Genomic DNA, 20,311 nt, shown 5'->3' with positions numbered 1-20,311 from the left:
GACTCCTACTCGACTACGGAGCGCGGCGGCTTTTTCTTCCAGCCTCCGGCGCTCTTGCGTCCCAACGACCACATCTGTGCTCCCCGCTCGAGCTCGACTGCGGCGGGCCACGATGCGGCAGTGGGACCGAGCTCGAGATCGGCGCTTCGCTTCGTCCGGCGCGCCAGATCAGGATCCCGCGAAACCCGATCGAGGAGGGCGGTCGCCTCCGTCCGGATCGTGTGCTCAGGGAATGCCTTCCACGCGAGACCGAGGCGAACGGCATCGGTACCGGACAGTGGGACGCCAAGCACGCCGTGCACCATCGCCTGCTGCCGGTTCAGGGTGCGCCCGAGCAATGAAAAATGCCCACCGCCGGGATGGATTCCACGTGCGAGGAATCCAGAATCCAGCACCGTGTCGGGGGTCACCAGCATCACGTCGGTGGCGAGTGCGAGGTTCAGACCGGCGCCGACCGCACCGCCGATGACGACCGAGACAGTCGGGACGGGGAGCGAACCGATACGAACGAATGTGTCGTAGACCGCAGAGGTACGTCGGACGGCCTCGGTGGAGGCGGGGTCGGCAGAGGATGCGGCCAGGTCCCGGGTGTCTGCGCCGCTACAGAAATAGTCACCCCGAGCATCGATGACGACGCCACCGATGGAGTCGTCACCCTCGACCCAGTGGCAGAACTCATTGATAAGTTGTGCCATGCCGAGCGAGATCGCGTTCTTACGCGTGGGGTTGTCGAGCGTCAAATGTGCAATTCCGTCGGCAACGGTCACCTGCACGGGTGCCTCGACGTCAGCGTGGGTCATATTTACTTCCTTTGTCAATGGATCAGGCCATCGTGGCGACACGTGCGTCATGTCTGTCCACGGGGCGCTCGTGCGACGGATTTCCGGAGGTGGCCTTGCTGCCGAGGCCGTCGGAATCGAGTAGGCCCAGGTTTCGGAGAATTGTGTCGATGTCGGCCTCGTTGGGCGCCGATGCAGTATGACTCGCGGCTTCGACCGGCTCAGCTTGATCGGAATGCCGACACCGCGCGGGGCCGGCGAGAACGCGGCTGAGATCGAGGACCTTGAGGCCACTGAGCGCACTATGGGTGTGGTCAATGGCGAGCCACGCAGAAGATCGCTCCGTGCTCATGCCCGGACCCCCGTTCGTATATCCAGGGAGAGGTCGGTGAGCAGCGCCCACACGTCCTCACCGTTCATCGCCACGAGGTCGGCAATGCGGTGCTGCCATACGATCTCGTTGCCGAATTCCTCTCGCCAAGACCACATCCGGGTCGTGCATGCGCCGAGACGGTGCTCGGTGGTGAACCCGATCGCTCCGTGCAACTGGTGCGCAACGGCGGTGACACGGCGCACCAGGACCGACGATTCGACCTTGGCGGCAGCCACCAGGAGCGGCGTCTGGGATGACCGGTCACGTAAGGCGATCACCGCGGCGTCGGCAGCGGTCTGCAGTGTCACCGCATCAGCGGCTAGTTGGGCTAGCTGATGCTGAACACTCTGGAACTTGACCAGCGGACGCCCGAACTGGATCCGCTCGGAACTGTGCCGGGCGGCGAGTGCCAGCGCTTCCGAAGCGGCGGCGGCGATCTGACTCGCCCGTCCGGCGGCACCGTACTGCGCGACAAGGGTGGAGTCCCACTCGGCGGGAAGATCTGCAACGACGAGCGGGCGCACTCGCGTGAGTAATGCCTCGTCGCGGGGTTCTCCCGCAATGTTCGTCCCCGGCACCACGGTCAATCCCGCAGCGGTCGACGCAACGATAGCCAGCCGGGGGATCGAATCACCTGTCAGAATCAGGACCAGGTAATCGGCGTAGCGCAGCCAAGGGACACGGGCGACCCGTCCAGTCAGCAGACCGCTGCTTCCCTCGCCCTCCAGGGAGAGCTCGGGGGCCGGGGCGGCTGTAACCACACCTCCTGGCCAAGGCACAGCCGCACTGGCCAAAACGGGTACTGCGAGGAAGTTCGCCTCGGTCATGGGAATTGCGGCGAGTGCCGCGGACCTGCAGGCGACGGCTGCGTCTCGGAGGTCTCCGTCGGAGCCACCGAGCTCGCTCGAGAGAGCAAGTGTAGTAAAACCGAGTTGGTCGAGTTCCTGCCATGCCCGACTGTCGAACGGTACGTCGACGAACGTGGGAGCCTGTGAAGCCGCGAGCGTGGCACGCACCGAGTCGTTGATCGCGTCGAAATGGTCCGACATCACAGCACCGCCTTTGCAACAATAGATCGGAGAACCTCGTTCGTGCCGCCGCGCAGGGTGAATGCAGGGGTGTGCAGAATCGATCTCGCCAGCAACGACGAGAACTCGTCACCACCGGGATCCGGTTCGATCCCCGCGTGGGCACGGATGGCCTCGACCACATCCCCTTCGAAGACGGTGCCGAGATCCTTGACCATGGCCGCTTCGACGATGGGATTTCGCCCTGCGGCGAGTTCTTGCGCCACAGCCATCGAAAGTTGGCGCAGGACGGCCATGCGACTCACCAGACCACCCAGGGTTGCCCGTGCGGACGGAACCGTGCGCACCGCGTCCGTGCGGGCCCAGGATCGCAGGAGCGGAAGCGTGGACAGGATCCGTTCAGGCCCGGAACGTTCGTTACCGAGTTCCTGGGTGACCTGCCGCCAACCGTCACCCCGCTCGCCGAGTAGTGCGGTGGCCGGCAGGAGCGCGTCGCTGAAGACGACCTCATTGAAGTGGTGGCCACCATCGATGGTGATGATCGGCTTGATATGGACGTCAGGATGGGGAAGATCGACCAGGAACTGCGAGAGGCCACCGTGCCGGTCGTCGGACGGGCCGGTGCGGGCGAGGAGCACCATGTTGGTTGCGATGTGTGCACCACTGGTCCACAATTTGGTACCGGTGACGCGCCACCCCTCGGCGGTCTCCGCCGCGCGGGTTCGAATGGCTGCTAGGTCGGAGCCTGCGTCGGGTTCACTCATTCCGATGCCGAAATACCTTTCGCCCCGAGCGATTCCGGGAAGATAGGTGTTCTTCTGCTCCTCTGTCCCGTTCCGCATGATACCGGGCCCCATTTGCCGATCGGCGATCCAGTGAGCCGCCACGGGGGCGCCAGCGGCGAGTAATTCCTCGGTCACTACGAATCGCTCGAGGTCCGAGCGGCCGGCGCCGCCGTACCGCGTTGGGAGTGTCATCCCGACCCAACCCTGCTCGGCGAGCCTACGACTGAAATCCGGGTCGATGCCCGACAGCCATGCATCGGACTCTGGTACGAAACGCCCGTCTGCGACCTCGCGGTCAAGGAAGGCGCGCACGTCCGCGCGCAGTTCGGCAAGGTGTGGCGGAAAGTTCTCCACCGCCGAAAGCATCAGGCTCATCTGCGCGCCCTCCGGTCCTGCGTACACCCGAACTCGAATCCCTGCATAGTCGTCCATTCCTGTCTTCCGGCAGCTGCCGGCCCTGGCCGCTGCCGTTTGCCGTTTGCCGGTCGCTGACCGTGATCGCGTCCCAATTCGGCGCCGCGTCCGTCGGGTTGGCGGTCTCGTAACGGCGGCTCATGTCGTTGAAGAAGGGCGTACGCACCGCCACTTGCCGCTCCGACCCGGCCGCGGTCGCCGGGCCGGTGGGGAGATCGGCTATGTTTCAGCGGATCCAGGACCCCGTGCACGGCGCAAATGCCTGCCAGCTGCGACAAGTTAGCGCAGAGGAGAGTCGAGAAGCCCAGTTCCTGAGCGCGTTCCAGCGGCAGTGCAGGCGTCTTGCCGCCCTGAACAGGGTTGAGCATCTTCGGTCTACGAATCTCTGCGGTGACGAGTTCGATCTCGCGCTCCGACTGAGGTGCCTCGACGGAGGCGACGTCCGCGCCGGTGCCGCTATACAGGCGAGCGCGCCTGCCGGCTTCAGCGAGACCGAACTCGGTACCTGCATCGGTATGGGCGATGATCAGCAAATCCGGATCAGCACGCGCCTCGAGATGTTGGGCGGAGTGGGAGCTGGCCGCCCACGCCGGCGCTAAGTGGCTCACTTCGGTTGAGTAGCTAGTAGGTGTTCGAGGGATGCGCGCAGGTGCACACCCATGGCTTCACCGGCGGTTCCGGGATCCCTGTCCGCGATCGCCGAGATGATCCAATGGTGTTCGGCGAGAGCTTCGCGTGCCCGGTCCGGTGAGCTACCCGATGTCAACCGTGACAGGCGAACACGGGTATGCAGTTCCATGCCAGCGCGGTTCAACGAGGGGTTTCCGGCCAGATCAAAAACCAATTGGTGGACGTCGAGGTTGCTCGGGTACTCGCCCCGCGCGCTGGTAAGCAACGCCTGCTCGGTCTGGCTGATCAGCAGGTCCAGGCGGGCGATGCCATCACCGGTGGCTCGTTCAGCTGCAAGGCGCGCTGCGGCGATCTCCAGAATCTCGCGGACCTCGTACATGTGCCGAACATCGTCGATGGTGACCTTTCGGACGAAGGCGCCTCGGTTTCTGTGGAATTCGATGTAGCCCTCTGCCCCGAGTCTCTGTATGGCTTCTCGGAGGGGGCCCCGACTGATTCCGAGGCGCATCGCCAGTTCGGCCTCGTTCAGCCGAGCTCCCGGTGGCAGCGATCCATCTGCAATGAGTTCCCTCACCACGGTAATCGCTTGATCGCGCAACGGTGCGCGCCTCAGAACTCCCGGTTCGTCACCGGTGCCCGCGACCGCAGTGTCGATTCGCACGTTCATCACCCCTTCCATATCGTCAACTGTAAACAGATGGCATTTATCTGTCAACGATCATTGCTTGAGTGGGGGTTCGCTACTAATGTTGACATCCAACAGACGGCTGCCGATAGTCACAAGGAGGCGCGTAGATGGAGAAGACAGCCGTACTAGTGATCGGAGCCGGACCAGTGGGCCTATCGACGGCCCTAAAGCCCGGACGGCGGGGCCAGAAGGTACTCGTACTGGAAGCAGGGGATGGGTTCGTCGACCATCCCCGAGCCGGTGGACCGTCGATCAGAACCTTCTCGATTCGGACGAGGCAGGTGCGCGCCTGCGACGCTCGGTGGGGGAGGAGTTGATTGAGGGAACGCGATCCGAGTGGGAGTCTAAGGGGGTCATTCTGATTACCGATACGAAGACTCACCGATCTCCGTCCCGGAGGCTTCTCCAGCATCAGCCGAAGACTGTCGGCACTACAAGCCGACGAACCGGCGGGTCATCGCGCCCGCACGCTTGGCTGGCGACGGGCGCTCGACCGTCGACCTCTGCGACGAAGGATTCGTTCTCTGTTTTCTCGACGCCGACGCGGATTCTGCACAGGAGATGCTCGACCAAGCCTCGGAACTCGGCATTCCGCTGCAACGGGTGGCGCTTGCTGCAAGTCTCGACAGTCTTACCAGAGCCGCTACGCCCTGGTTTGTCCCGACGGCACGTCATATAGCGCGGTGACCTCCTTCCGGATCAACCTCGCTCCCTCCTGTGCCCCGTAGCTGGACACCGACTGCGCTCAACGACACTTGTCCGGCACCGTGCCGGACAATGAAATAGCAAAGGAAAACCCGAAAACCATGGCATTCAACATTGATCCCGCCAAGACCGCTCTGCTGGTGATGGACTATCAGCCCTCAATCCTGGGCTTCCTCGACGATCCGACGGACTTCGTCGCGTCGACCGCCGAGACCGTTGCTACCGTCCGGAACAACGGTGGCTCTGTGGGATATGTGCGCGTGGGGTTCACCGACGCCGACTACGCCGGATTTCCTGAGGGCCACATCATGGGAGACCGGGTCAAAGGCAACCGACCCAACATGGACGCCGAGTCCACAACCACTGCCCTGCACCCGAACCTTGTTGTCCACGACAACGATATCGTGGTACGCAAGACCCGCGTGAGCGCCTTCTCGACAACAACTCTCCACGAGCAGCTGACCAATGCCGGCATCACGACGCTGATCCTCGCCGGGGTACACACCAGCGGCGTTGTCCTCACGACGGTGCGTGAGGCGCACGACCTCGACTATCGAGTGATCGTGCTGTCCGACGCCTGTGCCGATCCTGACGATGCCGTGCACTCGTTCCTCTTCGAAAAGATCTTCCCGAAGCAGGCCGAAGTGGCGACGAGCGCCGAACTGCTCTCCGCCCTTCCTGCGAGGGCGGCAACAAATTGAGCGAGAGCGAGCAGACCGACGGGCCCGATGCACTCGATCTCGCCGACGAGGCAGCAATAGTCCGGCTGTACCAGGAGTACAACCATTCCATCGATCGCGGCGACGCCGAGTTGTGGGCATCGACGTGGTCGGAGAACGGTGTCTTCGAGCATCCCACCCGCACCTATCGAGGTCATGACGAGCTCGCGGCCTTTGTCCGCAATCGGACCGCGGCGTCCCGGTCACATCCGGTGACGGACCAGCAGCACTGGAACGCGGACCTCCGGCTAGTCTCGGACGGCACGCACGTCGCCGGCAGCTGCCGATTGCTGGTGTCGGCTCGCGACCGCGAATCGGGAACCGCGGTGGTAGTCACGACGGGCTCCTACTCCGACATCGTGACGCGCGTGCAGGACCGGTGGATATTTGTCCAGAGGTCGCTCGTCGTCGACTGACCTGGGCACGAGCGATCAGTTCGTGGTTAGCGTCGCGAGACTTGAAGAGCTTCTCGGTGAAAGTGAGCGCAGCGTGACCGGCGACTACTTCGTTGCCGGCCACGCTGCGTTTGTCGGGTTAGCAATCCAACACGATGCGCACCGTCGAAAAGCTTTTCTGGGAAAAACGTTTCGGACCAATTCGCCTGAACCCGGGCCCGGTTTCGTGCAGGACTGCCCACCGTTTTGGGTGAAAGTCATGACGAACACTCCTGCGAAGTCGTCGATCACGTCACCGGGTGAATCACGATTGGGTTGATCGTGCCTATCGCGGCGCAATCCAGAACCGGTACCGGTTGTGCATTTGCCGCACGCCAGACCGCCAGGGATCTGGACCGGGATCCGGTGAATGCGACCGCCTCGTCTCCGAGGCGCCGAACAGGGCGGTATCCGCACCACGGCCCACGACGATGCCGAAGATTTCCTCCCTGCGCCGGCATGCATCAGGGCAGCGCGGCCGATGTCTGCCAGAGGCGGCCTCGACCCGATATGAGCGGTGTGCTTTGATGACCGTCGCGCATCCTGCCGCGAGCGCGGTGCTCGTATCGTGGCAGAGAACACCGAGGGCGAGCGGAAAGTTGATGGCGCCGAATACCGCTACGGGTCCAACGGACGATTGATGCACCAAGAGTTGGTTGCAATTGCCGACGTTATCGATAGCGATTCGAGGTAACCCTCCATCGCGACATCAGGGTCTGAGTCAATAGCAACCGACCGGGCCGCTCGTCCTGGGCATCCGTCTTGTTGAGTTCTCCGTTCAGACCCGTGAAGCCGAGAGCGGTGTCCTTGTCGGCCAACGACATCAGCTCTCGGGGGGGGTGTCCCTATGGTTCCTGTCAAGCCGCTGAGGGGAGCGGTGCCCGGTAAAGTTCCTTGTTTTTCAGCATGGCGTAGAGAACGTCGCAGCGGCGTCGGGCGAGGCAGATCAGGGCCGCGTTGTGCTTCTTCTTCTCGGCACGCTTTTTGTCGTAGTAGGCGCGACTGGTGGGGTCGTGGAGGGCGGAGAACGCGGACAGGAACAGGGCTCGTTTGAGCTTTTTGTTGCCGGAGCGGGCCGGGTGCTCACCACGGATCGAGGAGCCCGATTTACGGGTGACCGGTGCGATGCCGGCATAGGCCGCCAGATGGGCGGCGGAGGCGAATGCGGAGCCGTCGCCGACCTCGATCAGGATCCGGGCTGCTGTCCTGAAGCCGATGCCGGGCATCGAGGTCAGGACCCGGGAAAGAGGGTGTTCATCGAGCGCCCTCTCCACGTCCTCGGCGACCGTTTTCCGTTGCTGGAGAGTCCTTTTCAGTGAATCAGCGAGCTTGGGGAGAACGGTTTCGGCGGCCTGGGTGCCGGGCACGACCACGGTCTGCTCGTCGAGGGCGGCAAGGATCTCACCGACAAGTCGGGTGCCCATGCGGGGTGCGTGCTTGACCGCGATCGCGGTGAGCTTGCGCTTGCCGGCCTGCCGGATTCCGGCCGGCCCGCCGCAGCGGGAGAGGACCTCGAGCACCGCCGGATGGGCGATGCGGGGGCCGAGGACCCGCTCGAGGGCGGGGTGGATGGAGGTGAGCAGACCGCGGATGCGGCCCAATGACCCGGGTGGCCTCGCCGGCAAGGTCGTCGTCGAACCCGACGAGGACCACGAGTTCGGCGAGGGCCTCGACGCCGGTATCGACCCGGCGCAGGGTGTGCGGCATGGTGCGGGCGGCAAAAGGCAATGATGAACGCGTCTCGGGCATCGGTTTTCGCCTGTCCGGGGTACAGGTCGGCGATGCGGCGCATCGCCAGTCCGGGCAGGTAGCCGACGTCGTGGCTGCAGGCGCGGGCCACGGTGACCGGTAGGGCGCCGATCGTATTGGGTTGGTCGACGACCACCAGCACCGATCCGTGGCTGGCCAGGCGGTCGAAGACCGCCCGCAGCTTCGTCTCGTCGTTCGGCAACGCCTTGTCGTAGATCTTCTTTCCGGCGGCGGTCAGTCCGACGGCGTGGTGCTCACCTTTGCCGACGTCGATTCCGCAGTACACCGCATAGTTCGAGTCCATTCAGGGGTCGTCCCTTGTGTCTCGGTCGGCCGGTCGCCGATCCGGCATCGACGCCCGGCACCCACGTTACAAAGAGACCTACACAATTTCGGTTGGCCGTGTCCCTATCAGCGGTCCGTCGACGCCACCACACCCGGCGACACCACCCCCCGGATCATGCGTGAGACAGGGGCAACGAGTCATACCGGGTCTGGCGACCGTAGCCCTTCTGCGAAGGACTGTAAATAACGTAACGGGGCACTTGCGAGGGCGGTGTCCACGCCGTCGACCACTATCGGCAATTAGAAGGAGAGGCGTCGCGCATGATGTCGGCTGCGCGAGCGGACCGGCCGAAAGTCGGAAAGTTCTTCCGGCCCGGTCAACGGGATCCATTCGGACCGGCTCACCGGTCCGCGGCACTACGAGGGTGACGGACACCGAGCTCCTCATCGTGTAGTGCCCCATCGGCGCGGAAATTTGGATCTGACGTCGATGTCGCTGATTGAGGGCGGGATGCGCGGTCGTCGGGCGGCCTTTCCCAGCGCAGGCCAAATCCACTTCCATGCTCGCCCGGACTTGGTCCCCTTCGGACGCGCCGAAGGCCGCACGGCCGGACGGCCGCACGGCCGGACGGCCGTACGGCCGGACGGCCGTACGGCCGGACGGCCGCACGAGAAATGCTTAATTCCCGTTCAGGCGATCTTGATGCTCTTCAGCTGCTGGAATTCGCGGATTCCCTCGCGACCGTTCTCACGGCCGAACCCCGACTCCTTGTATCCGCCGAATGGGGCGTAGAGGGACGGTCCAATGGTGTTAACCGCGACGGTTCCGGAACGGATTCTGTCTGCGACGTTCCGGGCGAGGTTTTCGTCTGCGGCGTAGACGGTTCCGGCGAGACCGAAGGGAGTCGAGTTGGCAATCTCCACGGCTTCGTCGATGTCCTCGTAGGTCATGATCGAGAGCACTGGGCCGAAAATCTCCTCGCGTGCGATCCGCATCGTGGGTGTCACGTTGCTGAATACGGTGGGTTCGATGAAGAATCCGCGGTCGAGGCCGGCGGGTCGGCCGCCGCCACAGACGAGTGTGGCACCGTCCTCCTTACCGGAGGTGATGAAGTTGAGTACCTTTTCGTACTGGGCGCGGGTGCCGATCGGACCGATCACCGATGCGGGGTCCTCAGGTGACCCGACGCGGACCTGCGAAAGTCCCTCGACGACCGCCTCGACGATTTCGTCATGCCGGTGTTTGGGGATGATCAACCGTGTCAAGGCGACGCAGATCTGACCGGCATTCATGAAGAAGGCCGGCAGGAGGGTGGGCAGGACTTTGTCGAGGGCTATGTCGTCGGCGATGATCGCCGGTGACTTCCCGCCTAGTTCCAATGTGACCGGGGTCAAATTGTTCGCGCAGGCAGCCATCACGCTCTTGCCTGCAGCGACGCTTCCGGTGAGGCTGACCTTGTCGACATCAGGGTGTGCCACCAGGTGTGCACTGACATCGGTCGGTGCCGCGAGGACACTGAGCACTCCGGCAGGAATACCTGCCTCGTTGGCGAGTTCACCGATGATCCTTGCCGTGAGTTGGGACTCGACAGCGGTCTTGACGATCACCGAGCACCCGGCGAGCAGCGCGGGAACGATTTTGGACACCAGGTATAGCGCTGGACCATTCCAGGTGGTGATAGTCACCGCCACTCCGTAGGGTTCGGCGACGATGTCCACCGTTCCGTCCGGGTAGGTGCGCCGCTCGACGACCGGGCTCCGCTTCGCAGTTTCGACGATGTCTCGCCAGATGCCGATCACGAGGTCGTTGAGGAAGTCGGAGTGAGCGCGAGTTGGCCCACTCTCCGCGACCCACGCTGCGGTCCAGTCTGTGCGTCGCTGATCGAACAGATCGCAGAATCGCCCGAGCACATCGGCGCGGTGCTCCATCGACGCGCCGGACCATTCACCGCGCTCGAATGCCTCACGTGCCGCGCTCACCGCCGCCTCGGCGTCCTCGATCGACGGTAGCGCCACAGTGGCGATAAGTTCTTCGGTCGCCGGTGAGATCACCTCGAAGCGGTGCTCCGACCTCGCGGATACCCATTCGCCGCCTACGAATAGGTCGTGAAACTCGGAAATCGTCTTCGTCATGTGATCCTCCGTGAAGTGGTGCGACGTGTACGCGAGACCATTCGGGCCCCAGCTCGCTGCGGCCGAAAGACTGGATGCGACTGCCACGCGCTGCCAGGGCGGAATCGGCGCGCACTTTGGGCGTGTCTCGGATCACAGTGTCGACCGTCAGTAGATAACTGTCAACTGGTCTCTGCTCTACTTTACGCCGAGGGGCTAAAATCATTGAATAGCAAATTGCCTAAAGTCTGCTGTTGACAGTTGCCTAGAGGATGATTCTATCCTTCGTGGGGATGAGTCCGATCGCGTCCTCAGAATGGGGTGAACTCATTGGTTAGGAGCCTGTGGCAACGTGGACCAGTCGACGGTCGTGAACCGAGCGATCAAGTGGACTTTCCGACTTGACCGTGCCCGCACAAATACGCGCCCGCTCCTGCGGCTCGGGTGTTCGGAGGCCCCGGAATGGAGTCCGAGTGGACAGCGAAATGGTTGGACCAGGGGCCCGGCGCGCCTGCCGCAGGCGCAGCGCGCGTACTCCTTTCGCGAATCCCTGGTCGACCGATGGGATGAGATCGGCACACCCGTCCTGCAGAACCATGGACATCGGATACAGCCATCGCCATAGAGGGCAGAACAGCTCCGGGACGGCCTGGATGATGTCACTGTCGAAATCGTCGACGGTGCCCGCCACAGGCCGAGCAGGACGTATCCCGCCCCAGTGAACACGGCAAGCCAGCAATTCTTGCATACGAAACTAATTTGTGCCCACGAATAATTGGATCAACGACAGGTCTGGGGCGAGCGCTCTGCCGATGCAGACGCAAAGCACCCCAGTGCAGACGGGATCGAGGGAAGATGACGAAGAAGACGGTGCGCAGCCGGGCAACGCGAGACGCCGAAGCGATACTACGACTCGCAGTGGCATGGGCACCATACGACGGAGTCCCCGAGGATGAGGTGTTCTGCCGGTTCGGAATCAACCGGATGAAGTTCTCCTCACTTCTGTGGAAAATTGTCCGGAAGTACGGCTGTGACAGCGAATCGCTCGTGCTCCTCCAGCGGGTGTACCCGTTATCCGCGCCACCGATTGGGCAGGGTTACGGGGTCCGCGGGTCGTAGGAGCCCCCACCCAGGCGTAGGGGAAATTCGCAATGCGGTGTGGGCATCCTGAGTTCGACGAGTACCAATGCCGTCACTCCGGCGGCAATGGGCGAGGTCACGACCGTCGACCACGCCGGCCAACCGAATGTCGGCCCACGAAGACGCCCAAGCAACAGCGAGGCCAGAGCGGCAAAGAAGGTGGCTGTTCCCGCCCCGTCGATGGGCTCCTTCGTCTGTTTGGGCACTTTTGAGTCGGGCACCAAGAAAATGGTGGCCACGAGGGCAATTAGTCCTGCGATCGCCATTCGAACATCCCGGCAATCACTCAGCCGGAGTAAGTGCGACAGCCATACCGAACCGAGAAAGCGTGACAACCAGGCGATTTGCCGATCTCTGGTGAGCGCCGGAGAAGTTGCACAGCACGATCATCCGTGACAGGAGAAAGTCCCCGAACCGACGGCTTGAGCCGTGCGGGCCGCCAGCAGGGTGGCTAGGTTGAGAGACCGCGCAGCCAACACCGGTGCTCCCGCCATCGTGGTGAGAGCAAGGATGAGCACTTGCCGATGCCCGACGTGATCGCTCAGCAGGTCCATGACCGAATGCGTACGGCGCGGAACAAGCAGATGCGTGGTAACGATCCTTCACCGCTGTGCGGCTCACCGCCGTGGACTCGCTCAGCGTCGGCAGGCAGGCACCGTCAAAGTCTGAGTGAGCAGAAACTACAGGATCGCCAAGCGCAGTGCGGGAGGCGTTGTTTGGCGCGAATGCGATGACCGGGACGATGGTGGGGTGCGGTCGGTCAAAGCCCGGGTGCCGTGCTACCACGGTTCGGAATAGTGATCGCTCACCTTTTACTTGTCCGCAGCGCTGACGAAGCGGGCAGGCTCGGGATCTTCATGTCATCTCAGCGTCCGATCGGCCAGCTTATTCGACATCTGTGGAACGGGACGTTCTTCGTTCGGTGCCAAGTGGCAATCTGATGATAGATCGCAGCCGACTGTTGACATTTGTGGTCACCCGTGTGATTCTCGCTTTGTGTGCTCGGTCACACGTCCTGCCGGCAATTCGAAACCGGGTCGTACGACAGGACCCTCACTGAGCTTCCCCCGCCACACGTGATGTCAGAGAACGGAAACTGATGAAGACAACAGCAGCAGCCCTCACCGGTGGTAAGCCGGACTGGGAGGTAATGGAATTCGACCTCGACGAACCTGGGGTCGGTGAGGTCCTGGTGCGGATGAAGGTCGCTGGCTTATGTCACTCCGATGAGCATCTCCAGCACCTGGGTCTACCCATGACATTTATCGGAGGCCACGAGGGTGCCGGCGTCGTCGAAGCAATCGGTCCAGGCGTGACCGGACTCGACATCGGTGACCACGTTGCCTGCTCGTGGATACCCAGCTGCGGGGTGTGTCGGTTCTGTGTACGCGGTCAGGGCAACCTGTGCGACCTCGGTGCCAACATGATGACCGGTGAGCTCGCCAACGGCGGCTACCGCTTCCACCGGGACGGAGAAGACGTCGGGGCGATTGCTGCAACAGGAACCTTCGCCCGCCACGCCGTCCTCGACCAGCGGTCCGTAGTAAAGGTCGATAAAGATATTCCGTGGGAATGGATTTCACTGGTCACGTGCGGCGTGGCGACCGGATGGGGCGCGGTAGTGAACGCCGGTAAGGTCACCGCTGGAGATACCGTCGCGATATACGGTTGCGGCGGCATCGGAGCCAACGCGGTCAGCGCTGCGGTACAAGCCAACGCAGACATCGTCGCCGTGATCGATCCCGTCCAGTCCAAGCGCACCTTCGCAGAGAAGCTCGGCGCCGACGCCGTATACGCGACTGCAGACCACGCCCAGGCCGACATGTGGGAGCGTACCCACGGCGTCGGAGTTGACGTTGCCGTCGTGACCGTTGGCGTAGTGACCAGCGACATCATTCGAAGCGCCTTCGATCTAACGCGCAAAGGAGGCGCAGTGGTGCTAGTCGGTGTCGCCGACGATGCAACCGAGGAAACGCTTCAACTCTCGAGCTCGATGCTTACTTTGTACGGAAAACGAGTGATTGGCACGCTTTACGGCGACTGCAACCCACGCGCCGACATCCCCCAACTCCTCCGGATGGCCAAGCATGGGAAACTCGATCTCGACTCCCTGATCACTCGCCGCTATTCCCTCGATCAGATCAACAACGGATTCCGAGACATGCTCTCCGGGGAAAATATTCGCGGTCTCATCATTCACGACGACTGAGCGACTACCTACCGGCGACCGATGACACGGGCGCGAGGCAGTGCTTATGCGTAACCGGCCCGGCGGTGACCGCCTAAATGCCACCCCAACTGGAGAGAAAATGACCAACTACGCGGTCGAACAGACCGAGGCTCCCACGACATCGACGAGTGCGCGCCGCAAGGCCGCCGTCGCGGCGATGTTGGGCACCATGATCGATTCGTCCGATCTGGTTTTGTACGCTTATCTGGCGGTCTACACCGCACCGTTGTTCTTTCCGAACGAGAATCCGATCGTTTCGGTACTCGCGACCCTCGGTGTGTACGCGGTCGGATTCGTAGCGCGGCCCCTAGGTGGCATCCTGTTCGGACGAATGGGCGATGTCCGCGGCCGCCAAGTGACCCTGGTCGCCACCATCATGCTTATGGGTTGCGCGACTCTGGTATTGGGTCTTGTCCCGACCTACGAAACGATCGGCATCGTTGCACCCGCTCTCGTGTTGCTTGCGCGGATCGCGCAGGGCATCGCAGCGGGAGGTGAGGTGATCGGGGCCGCCACCTACGCCTTGGAGTCGAGCACACCCGGTCGTCGAGGCCTATACAGCTCGATGACACCACTAGGCTCGATCCTCGGCCTGGCCGTCGCTCCGGTCGTGATCGGATTGACAACCCTCGCCGTGGGGTCGGAGGACATGGCAACGTGGGGTTGGCGAATCCCATTCTTCGTCGCGTTTATCCTCACCATCGGGGTTCTCGCCTTCCGGCTGCGCATTGAGGACTCGATCGAATTCCAGAAGTTGGAGAAGGCCGGCGCAATCTCGAAAACCCCGTTGCGAGAGGCGTGGCGCAACCATAAGCTCACAATTCTTCTGACCGTCGTGATGGGTACTGGCACGCTGTACATCGTCTACGCGATCCCGGTGTACCTGCCGGTCTACTTCACCACCGCCACCGAACTATCCCGGGCATCGGTACCGTGGATTACAGCGGCGGTCATGCTCGCCTCGGCGCCCATGGTTGTGATCGGCGGCCTGTGCGCCGACCGCTTCGGACGCACACGCTTTCTTGTAATCATGCTGTTGGTGCTCGGAGGGATCGGCTATCCGCTGTTCGCAGTACTGAGCAGCGGATCGGTCGGCGTCGTCCAGATCGCCTTCGTCTACCTCTTTGCGATGATCCTGACAAACCTCGCGCTGGCGGCCACCTATCAAGCGTTCTCGGATGTGTTCCCGCCCCGTATCCGTTACACCGCGGCAGCCATCGGCTACAACGTCGGCAACATGATCGGCGCTGGTTTCGGCCCGCTCGTATCGACCGCTCTTATAGAATCATCCGGCAACGAACGCGCGCCCGGGTTTCTCTTAATCGGAGGAGCGGTTCTGGGTATCGTCGGACTCCTCGCGGTGACCCGCCTGCACCGCCCTCAGACCGAAACTTCCCCTGAGACCCTGTCAATGTCGGAACGGGGACGCTTACCTAAATGGATGGGCCGGTCGTAGCCACCAGTTCGCATTGGAGCGACGAAATCCGCCACACCATGGACTTCCGTGCACGAAACGCGCTTCTGGTAGACCTTTCCTCTTCTAAGGCAGCCATCCATATCTGATAATCACAGACCGAGGGCGCTTCCTCGGCTCAGGATATTTGCCCTCGTCGACAGCAATCCACTGCAAATGAAAAGCATGGAACGAACCGCTAGGAGATCAGATCCCCATGGAAAATGTTGCGTCCACAATTTTCGATACCGCGGGATTGTCCGCGGACGAAGTGGAACTCGTTGAAATCGAACGGAAGATGGCCCTCGCGCAAAATGCCGAAGCGATCACCGGAAGTTGGGATGACCAAGCTGTATATTTCGATTTCGGACCCGGGAACTTCCCGAACAAGGCGGAAGCGCATGCCGAGATCGCCCGCCAGTTTGAGAATGTAACGAATCTTCGAACCCGCATCCTTGAACTCGAGGTGAGGGCCGAGGGATCGATCGGATACGCGTTCAGCAGGCAGAACTTCATCTCCGATAGTGCTGGGGGAGGACCCGAGCTCAACTTCGTCTTCCGAGAGACCGATATCTTTCTGAAGAAGGAAGGACGGTGGAGGCTGGTTCATCAGCACCTTTCGGTTCCAACCGACCTCGCGTCGGGTTCTGTCGTTTTCCACTCGGAAGTATCGGACACTTAATCTTGCAGACGCAGGATAGCGTCCGGGCCGCGAACTGTAATACGCAGGAGCAGGAGTTTCACGTGGCATTAGAACATAACAAAGAAATCGCGAGCCGATATATCGCAGCATACAGTGATCTCACAGGAGAGGAATCGGCAGAATTGCTTGCCGATGAGGCAAGGATTCATCTAATGATGAGATCGCATGGACTTCCGCTCCAGAAAATCATGACGAAGGGCGAATATCTCGCGCTATTCCCCGCGATGGCCGCTCTACTGCCCAACGGGATCCGACACGAGGTCGTCTCAATGATCGGTGAAGGTGACTGGATCGCAGTCGAGTCCGAGTGCTTCGCTGAGCTACCCCTCGGCAATACATACAACAATCTGTTCCATTTCCTGCTGCAGATCCGTGACCACAAAGTGTTGGTCGTGCACGAATACACAGACTTCCTCCACACAAAAGAAGTGCTCTTCGACAACGAGACGAAGTCCCTCGCCGTTGAGGAAACGTGACTGCAGCAGGACAAGTCCAGGAAGGAGTGCAGCAATGGCGAAGGTTCATTCTGCTGATATCAGCAGACCCGGTGCGATCGCGCGCCGGTTGCCCGGCGAGGGGTCGATCTAGAATCGACAGAAGGACCAATTCGAGGCAACGGCGCTAAGAAGCTCTTCGCCAATTATTCTGGCACCTCGGTTGCCTACGATAAAAAGCAGTATACGACAATAATAGTGTGGCTAAACGCAGAGCGTGCTTGGCATTTGTTGCCTATTCTCTCCTACTCAGGGAACGCACAGCGGGCTTGCACGCGGTCGCCGAAGATGGCGAACGCCATCATTGAAGGAAGCAACGATGACGTCAGATCCTGTTCGTGCCTCTCGTACTGTAACGGGGGGAAGAGTGCGCCCCGTAGAAAGTCGAACGGCGGGTTTCCCCCAGGGGGCTTGCATCCTCTTGGCCAGTATGTTGCCGGCCATGGGTGTGACCCTGCTGTCGCCGAACATACCTGCAATTACCGCTGCCGTCGGCGACCAGCCCGGCGGTGCCTATCTCATCTCAATCGCTCTGACGATACCCGCGCTTGTAATCGCGATCCTTTCCGGATTCGCCGGCATCGTTGTAGACCGGTTCGGGCGGCGTGTCTGCTTGCTCAGCGCGCTGGGACTCTACGCCGTCTTCGGTGTCTTCCCCGCGTTTAGCACGTCCCTCGTCGTTTTCATCATCATGCGGGGTCTGCTTGGCGTGGTGGAGGCGGTCATAATGACGTCGACGCTGGCTTTAATTGCAGACTATTTCCATGGGGCAGAACGAAGTCGATGGCTTGCGTACAGCACAGGATTCACGGCGGTCATGGCGATCGTCGTCTACGTTGTAGCTGGCGCGCTCGGCGAGATCGGCTGGCGGTTTCCGTTCTACTTCTACGGCATCGCCGCACTCATCCTTGCGCTTGCAGTCAAAGTCATCTGGGAGCCGTCCCGCGCTCAGTTGATCGAAGAGGACGCTTGCTTGGTGGCACAGACACCCAGCATCGTGACGTCACGCCTTTTCACTACGCCCTTCGTCACAGCTCTTGCACTGAGTGCGGTGGGAGGTGCGCTGTTCTTCGTTATCCCGCTACAGATCGCCGAGTATTACGGTCAACACGGGTTGACCTCACCTGCGCTCATTGGCGCGTTAATCGCAGTCGCCACCGTCGGGAACGCGATCGGTGCCCTCGGGTTCCGTTTCGTCGCACACTTCCCGCGCCGTTACCTTATTGCCGGGGCGATGGGGGTATCGGCCATCGGATTGCTGCTACTGCCGTTCTGCACGACAGTGACCACAGTCACCGTGGCTGCCTTCATTAACCAACTGGGAGCAGGAATGCTCCCGCCGCTTCTGATGTCAATTACGATGAGTTTGGCCACTGCCTTCCACCGCGGACGGGCTGGCGGATTGTTCTGGAGTGCCTTCTCGATCGGGAACTTCCTATCGCCGATCATTATGGTGTCGGTGATTAGCGCGCTTGGCTCACTCGCCCACGCTTTCGTCGCGGTCGCTGTTCTGTGCGTCGTCATTGCGGGCCTGTCGGTGGGGGCGGGGTCAAGGATTTTTCCCGAGCCCAAGTTGTAGTACGACCCGCTACCAGCATTGCGGCACTGAGTGGTTCGAGCGTCAGCGACAAGTCGAACTTCTCATACCTGGGGACGTTGAACGAACCGGTACCGCCGCCCGTCCCGGTGTTTCGTCATGGATGGCGCCTTCGTCGTGTGACGACACGTCGAGTTTGCTAGACGCGGCTGTGTGGATTGGGTGCGCAGCCGTAAGGTCGACTTAGACGCCAATGCGCTTTCGGGCGTGACTTCATCTCCGCTCATCGTGCCGATTCGGCGTGCAGCGGCTGTGTCGGGTGCTCGGGACCTCCCGATCCGGTTACTACATGCACCTGGCCACCGATCCGGCCCGGGTCGAGTGTCAGGCCGACGAGGCCATGACGGTCGCCGAGATCCGTTCCATCCATGCCGAGCATCGCAGCGCCTACGGCGCTCCGCGCGTGCATCCCGAACTCCGCTCCCGCGGACGCAGGATCAACCGCAAGCGGGTGACCCTGCCGATGCGAATCCAGGACGTGGTGGGCCGGCACCTGCGCCGCAGCAAGCGCACGACTATCGCGGACAAGTCGGCTCCGTCGGTGCCGGATCTGGTGATGCGGGACTTCACCGCTACGGCTGTCGATTCGAAGTGGTGTGGGGACATACCTAAATTCCGGTGGGATCCTCGTGGTTGCTTTTGGCCTTGGTGATCGACATCTGCTCACGCCGGGTGGTGGGCTGGTCCATCGCCGACCACATGCGTACTGATCTCGTCACGGACGCGATCGAGATGGCGGTGCGCACCCGCGGTGGTGACGTTCGTGGTGTCGTATTCCACAGCGACCGCGAATCGCATTACACCGCAGCAGCTGTCTCCGGTGTATGCCGTCGTCATGGGATCCGCCCGAGTCGAGGTCGGGTCGGCTCGAGTTACGAAAATTCTGTCGCCGAGTCGTTCTTCCAAGGACTCAAGAGGGAATGGCTGCACGGGCGGAGTTGGACGTCGAAGTCGCAGGCACGGCTGGAGCTGTTCGAGTGGCTCTCGTACTTCAATCGACGTCGCCGACACTCCGCCCTCGGATACCTCGCCGCAGTGGAGTTCGAACAACGACTGTTCGCGTCGTGTACGCCGTCAGTTGCCGCATGAAATCCGGTGTCCACTCTCAAGGGGCAGCCTCAGTCCCGCAGGAACCGGTCAGCCTGTCCTCGACCCTGCAGCAGGGATGGCGACTGGATTTCGACTGGCACACGATGGCAACCCATGCCCAGCACGAACTCGACCCGACGGTCGGAGAGCGGGATGTGGTGTTCGAGATCGAGACTGACCGTGGGATGTATGTGGGACGGTCGGACACGGTCGGCGACACTGCGCACCTGCTGCCGCGGGGGATGCGGTTCGAGGTGATCTCGGCGGGCGAGGGGCGCTACCGTGGCCTGGGACGGGAACATCGGCCGGCGGATGATCGTGCAGCGGCGGGGCATCACGGAGGAATGAGGGGAACGAGAATGGGACTGTTCACCGACGCCAAGGGCCGACCCGAGTTGGTCGTGCATCCGTACATCAAGTTGGACTCGCGCACGGCTGGGGCTCCACCGAGGAAGGGGGAATCGCGCCGATCGCGCGCACTTCCGGCCTGTCGACGAGCAACCCGAGAGTGAACCCGAGGAGACGCCGAAGCAAGGTGATTCCCACCTCGGTCCGTGAACACTTCCGCGAGGTAGCGGGTTTGCGAAACAGCGTCCGATTCGGCCGCCGAGCGTCCGAGCGCGCGAGGTGCATCCGCTCCAGCCCGCCGGGGGAACAGCATCGCCCGCGGTGGCGTTGCACTCTTTCAGGTTGTCAGTCCGAGATCAGGGTGAGTGTGTCCGCGACGAGCGCTGGCTTTTCGAAATCCTCAAGCTCAACTACAACGGATTGAGTTACACAAAGCCCGGCCGGCATAGGTTTGACTGCTGTTAGGGCCTGTGACAAAATAATGTCGCTTTAGCTGGTTTCGGGCGTTACCGTTGAGCTATGACGGATGTGGCGGACTCGGTGGCGCGGCGGTATG

At 62.0% G+C, this 20,311-nt stretch carries 14 protein-coding genes and 3 pseudogenes; 9 read left to right on the top strand and 8 right to left on the bottom strand.

What is annotated here, in order from left to right; genetic code table 11:
* Nucleotides 1–5 precede the first annotated feature (5 nt).
* From ACFVJ3_RS42030 to ACFVJ3_RS42005, 6 genes and pseudogenes are all read right to left on the bottom strand, one after another.
* A complete protein-coding gene (locus tag ACFVJ3_RS42030) occupies nt 6–800 on the bottom strand; it encodes an enoyl-CoA hydratase/isomerase family protein (RefSeq protein ID WP_378457693.1) in 795 nt (264 codons plus the stop codon).
* Nucleotides 801–1,127: 327 nt separating this feature from the next.
* A complete protein-coding gene (locus tag ACFVJ3_RS42025; protein ID WP_378457692.1) occupies nt 1,128–2,201 on the bottom strand; it encodes an acyl-CoA dehydrogenase family protein in 1,074 nt (357 codons plus the stop codon).
* Nucleotides 2,201–3,340 (bottom strand): acyl-CoA dehydrogenase family protein, encoded by a 1,140-nt coding sequence (locus ACFVJ3_RS42020; protein ID WP_378457707.1) that lies wholly within the window; start codon nt 3,338–3,340, stop codon nt 2,201–2,203. The genes ACFVJ3_RS42025 and ACFVJ3_RS42020 overlap by 1 nt, the downstream gene beginning before the upstream one ends.
* A complete protein-coding gene (locus ACFVJ3_RS42015) occupies nt 3,337–3,987 on the bottom strand; it encodes an isocitrate lyase/phosphoenolpyruvate mutase family protein (RefSeq protein ID WP_378457691.1) in 651 nt (216 codons plus the stop codon). Before ACFVJ3_RS42015 ends, ACFVJ3_RS42020 begins: the two co-directional genes overlap by 4 nt.
* A complete protein-coding gene (locus ACFVJ3_RS42010) occupies nt 3,984–4,388 on the bottom strand; it encodes an FCD domain-containing protein (RefSeq protein WP_378457706.1) in 405 nt (134 codons plus the stop codon). The genes ACFVJ3_RS42015 and ACFVJ3_RS42010 overlap by 4 nt, the downstream gene beginning before the upstream one ends.
* A 42-nt stretch (nt 4,389–4,430) precedes the next feature.
* Nucleotides 4,431–4,676: pseudogene (locus ACFVJ3_RS42005) on the bottom strand (GntR family transcriptional regulator); the annotation flags it as partial.
* A 128-nt stretch (nt 4,677–4,804) separates the two neighbouring features.
* On the opposite strand from ACFVJ3_RS42005, the gene ACFVJ3_RS42000 reads away from it, so the two are divergent.
* The 3 genes from ACFVJ3_RS42000 (at nt 4,805) to ACFVJ3_RS41990 (ending at nt 6,537) form a co-directional block, all read left to right on the top strand.
* Nucleotides 4,805–5,014, top strand: a complete 210-nt coding sequence (locus ACFVJ3_RS42000; protein ID WP_141470101.1) for an FAD-dependent oxidoreductase — start codon at nt 4,805–4,807, stop codon at nt 5,012–5,014.
* 438 nt (nt 5,015–5,452) lie between these two features.
* Nucleotides 5,453–6,103: a cysteine hydrolase family protein gene (locus ACFVJ3_RS41995; RefSeq protein WP_378457690.1), complete on the top strand. Its 651-nt coding sequence runs from the start codon at nt 5,453–5,455 to the stop codon at nt 6,101–6,103.
* A complete protein-coding gene (locus tag ACFVJ3_RS41990; RefSeq protein ID WP_378457689.1) occupies nt 6,100–6,537 on the top strand; it encodes a nuclear transport factor 2 family protein in 438 nt (145 codons plus the stop codon). Before ACFVJ3_RS41995 ends, ACFVJ3_RS41990 begins: the two co-directional genes overlap by 4 nt.
* Nucleotides 6,538–7,412: 875 nt before the next feature.
* Here ACFVJ3_RS41990 and ACFVJ3_RS41985 read toward each other — a convergent pair.
* Both ACFVJ3_RS41985 and ACFVJ3_RS41980 read right to left on the bottom strand, forming a co-directional pair.
* A pseudogene (locus tag ACFVJ3_RS41985) lies at nt 7,413–8,608 on the bottom strand (IS110 family transposase).
* Nucleotides 8,609–9,279: 671 nt separating this feature from the next.
* Nucleotides 9,280–10,722, bottom strand: coding sequence for an aldehyde dehydrogenase (locus ACFVJ3_RS41980; RefSeq protein WP_378457688.1), 1,443 nt, complete (start codon nt 10,720–10,722; stop codon nt 9,280–9,282).
* Between the two features lie 2,269 nt (nt 10,723–12,991).
* Here ACFVJ3_RS41980 and ACFVJ3_RS41975 point away from each other — a divergent pair.
* The 6 genes and pseudogenes from ACFVJ3_RS41975 to ACFVJ3_RS41950 all read left to right on the top strand — a co-directional run.
* A complete protein-coding gene (locus ACFVJ3_RS41975) occupies nt 12,992–14,050 on the top strand; it encodes a Zn-dependent alcohol dehydrogenase (RefSeq protein WP_378457687.1) in 1,059 nt (352 codons plus the stop codon).
* A gap of 100 nt (nt 14,051–14,150) precedes the next feature.
* Entirely contained in the window at nt 14,151–15,527 is a 1,377-nt protein-coding gene (locus ACFVJ3_RS41970) for an MFS transporter (RefSeq protein WP_378457686.1), read from the top strand.
* Between the two features lie 214 nt (nt 15,528–15,741).
* On the top strand, nt 15,742–16,206 hold the full coding sequence (locus ACFVJ3_RS41965) for a nuclear transport factor 2 family protein (RefSeq protein WP_378457685.1): 465 nt from the start codon (nt 15,742–15,744) through the stop codon (nt 16,204–16,206).
* A gap of 62 nt (nt 16,207–16,268) precedes the next feature.
* Entirely contained in the window at nt 16,269–16,703 is a 435-nt protein-coding gene (locus tag ACFVJ3_RS41960; protein ID WP_378457684.1) for a nuclear transport factor 2 family protein, read from the top strand.
* Nucleotides 16,704–17,040: 337 nt separating this feature from the next.
* Complete coding sequence (locus ACFVJ3_RS41955) at nt 17,041–18,300, top strand: MFS transporter (RefSeq protein ID WP_378457683.1); 1,260 nt, start codon at nt 17,041–17,043, stop codon at nt 18,298–18,300.
* A gap of 227 nt (nt 18,301–18,527) precedes the next feature.
* Nucleotides 18,528–19,407: pseudogene (locus tag ACFVJ3_RS41950) on the top strand (IS3 family transposase); the annotation flags it as partial.
* Nucleotides 19,408–20,311: the final 904 nt, after the last annotated feature.

The organism is Rhodococcus sp. NPDC127593, assembly GCF_042671975.1.
In the GTDB taxonomy this organism is placed as follows: domain Bacteria; phylum Actinomycetota; class Actinomycetes; order Mycobacteriales; family Mycobacteriaceae; genus Rhodococcus_F.
The sequence above is the reverse complement of the archived record's forward strand: the minus strand, read 5'-3'. Positions and strand labels throughout refer to the sequence as shown.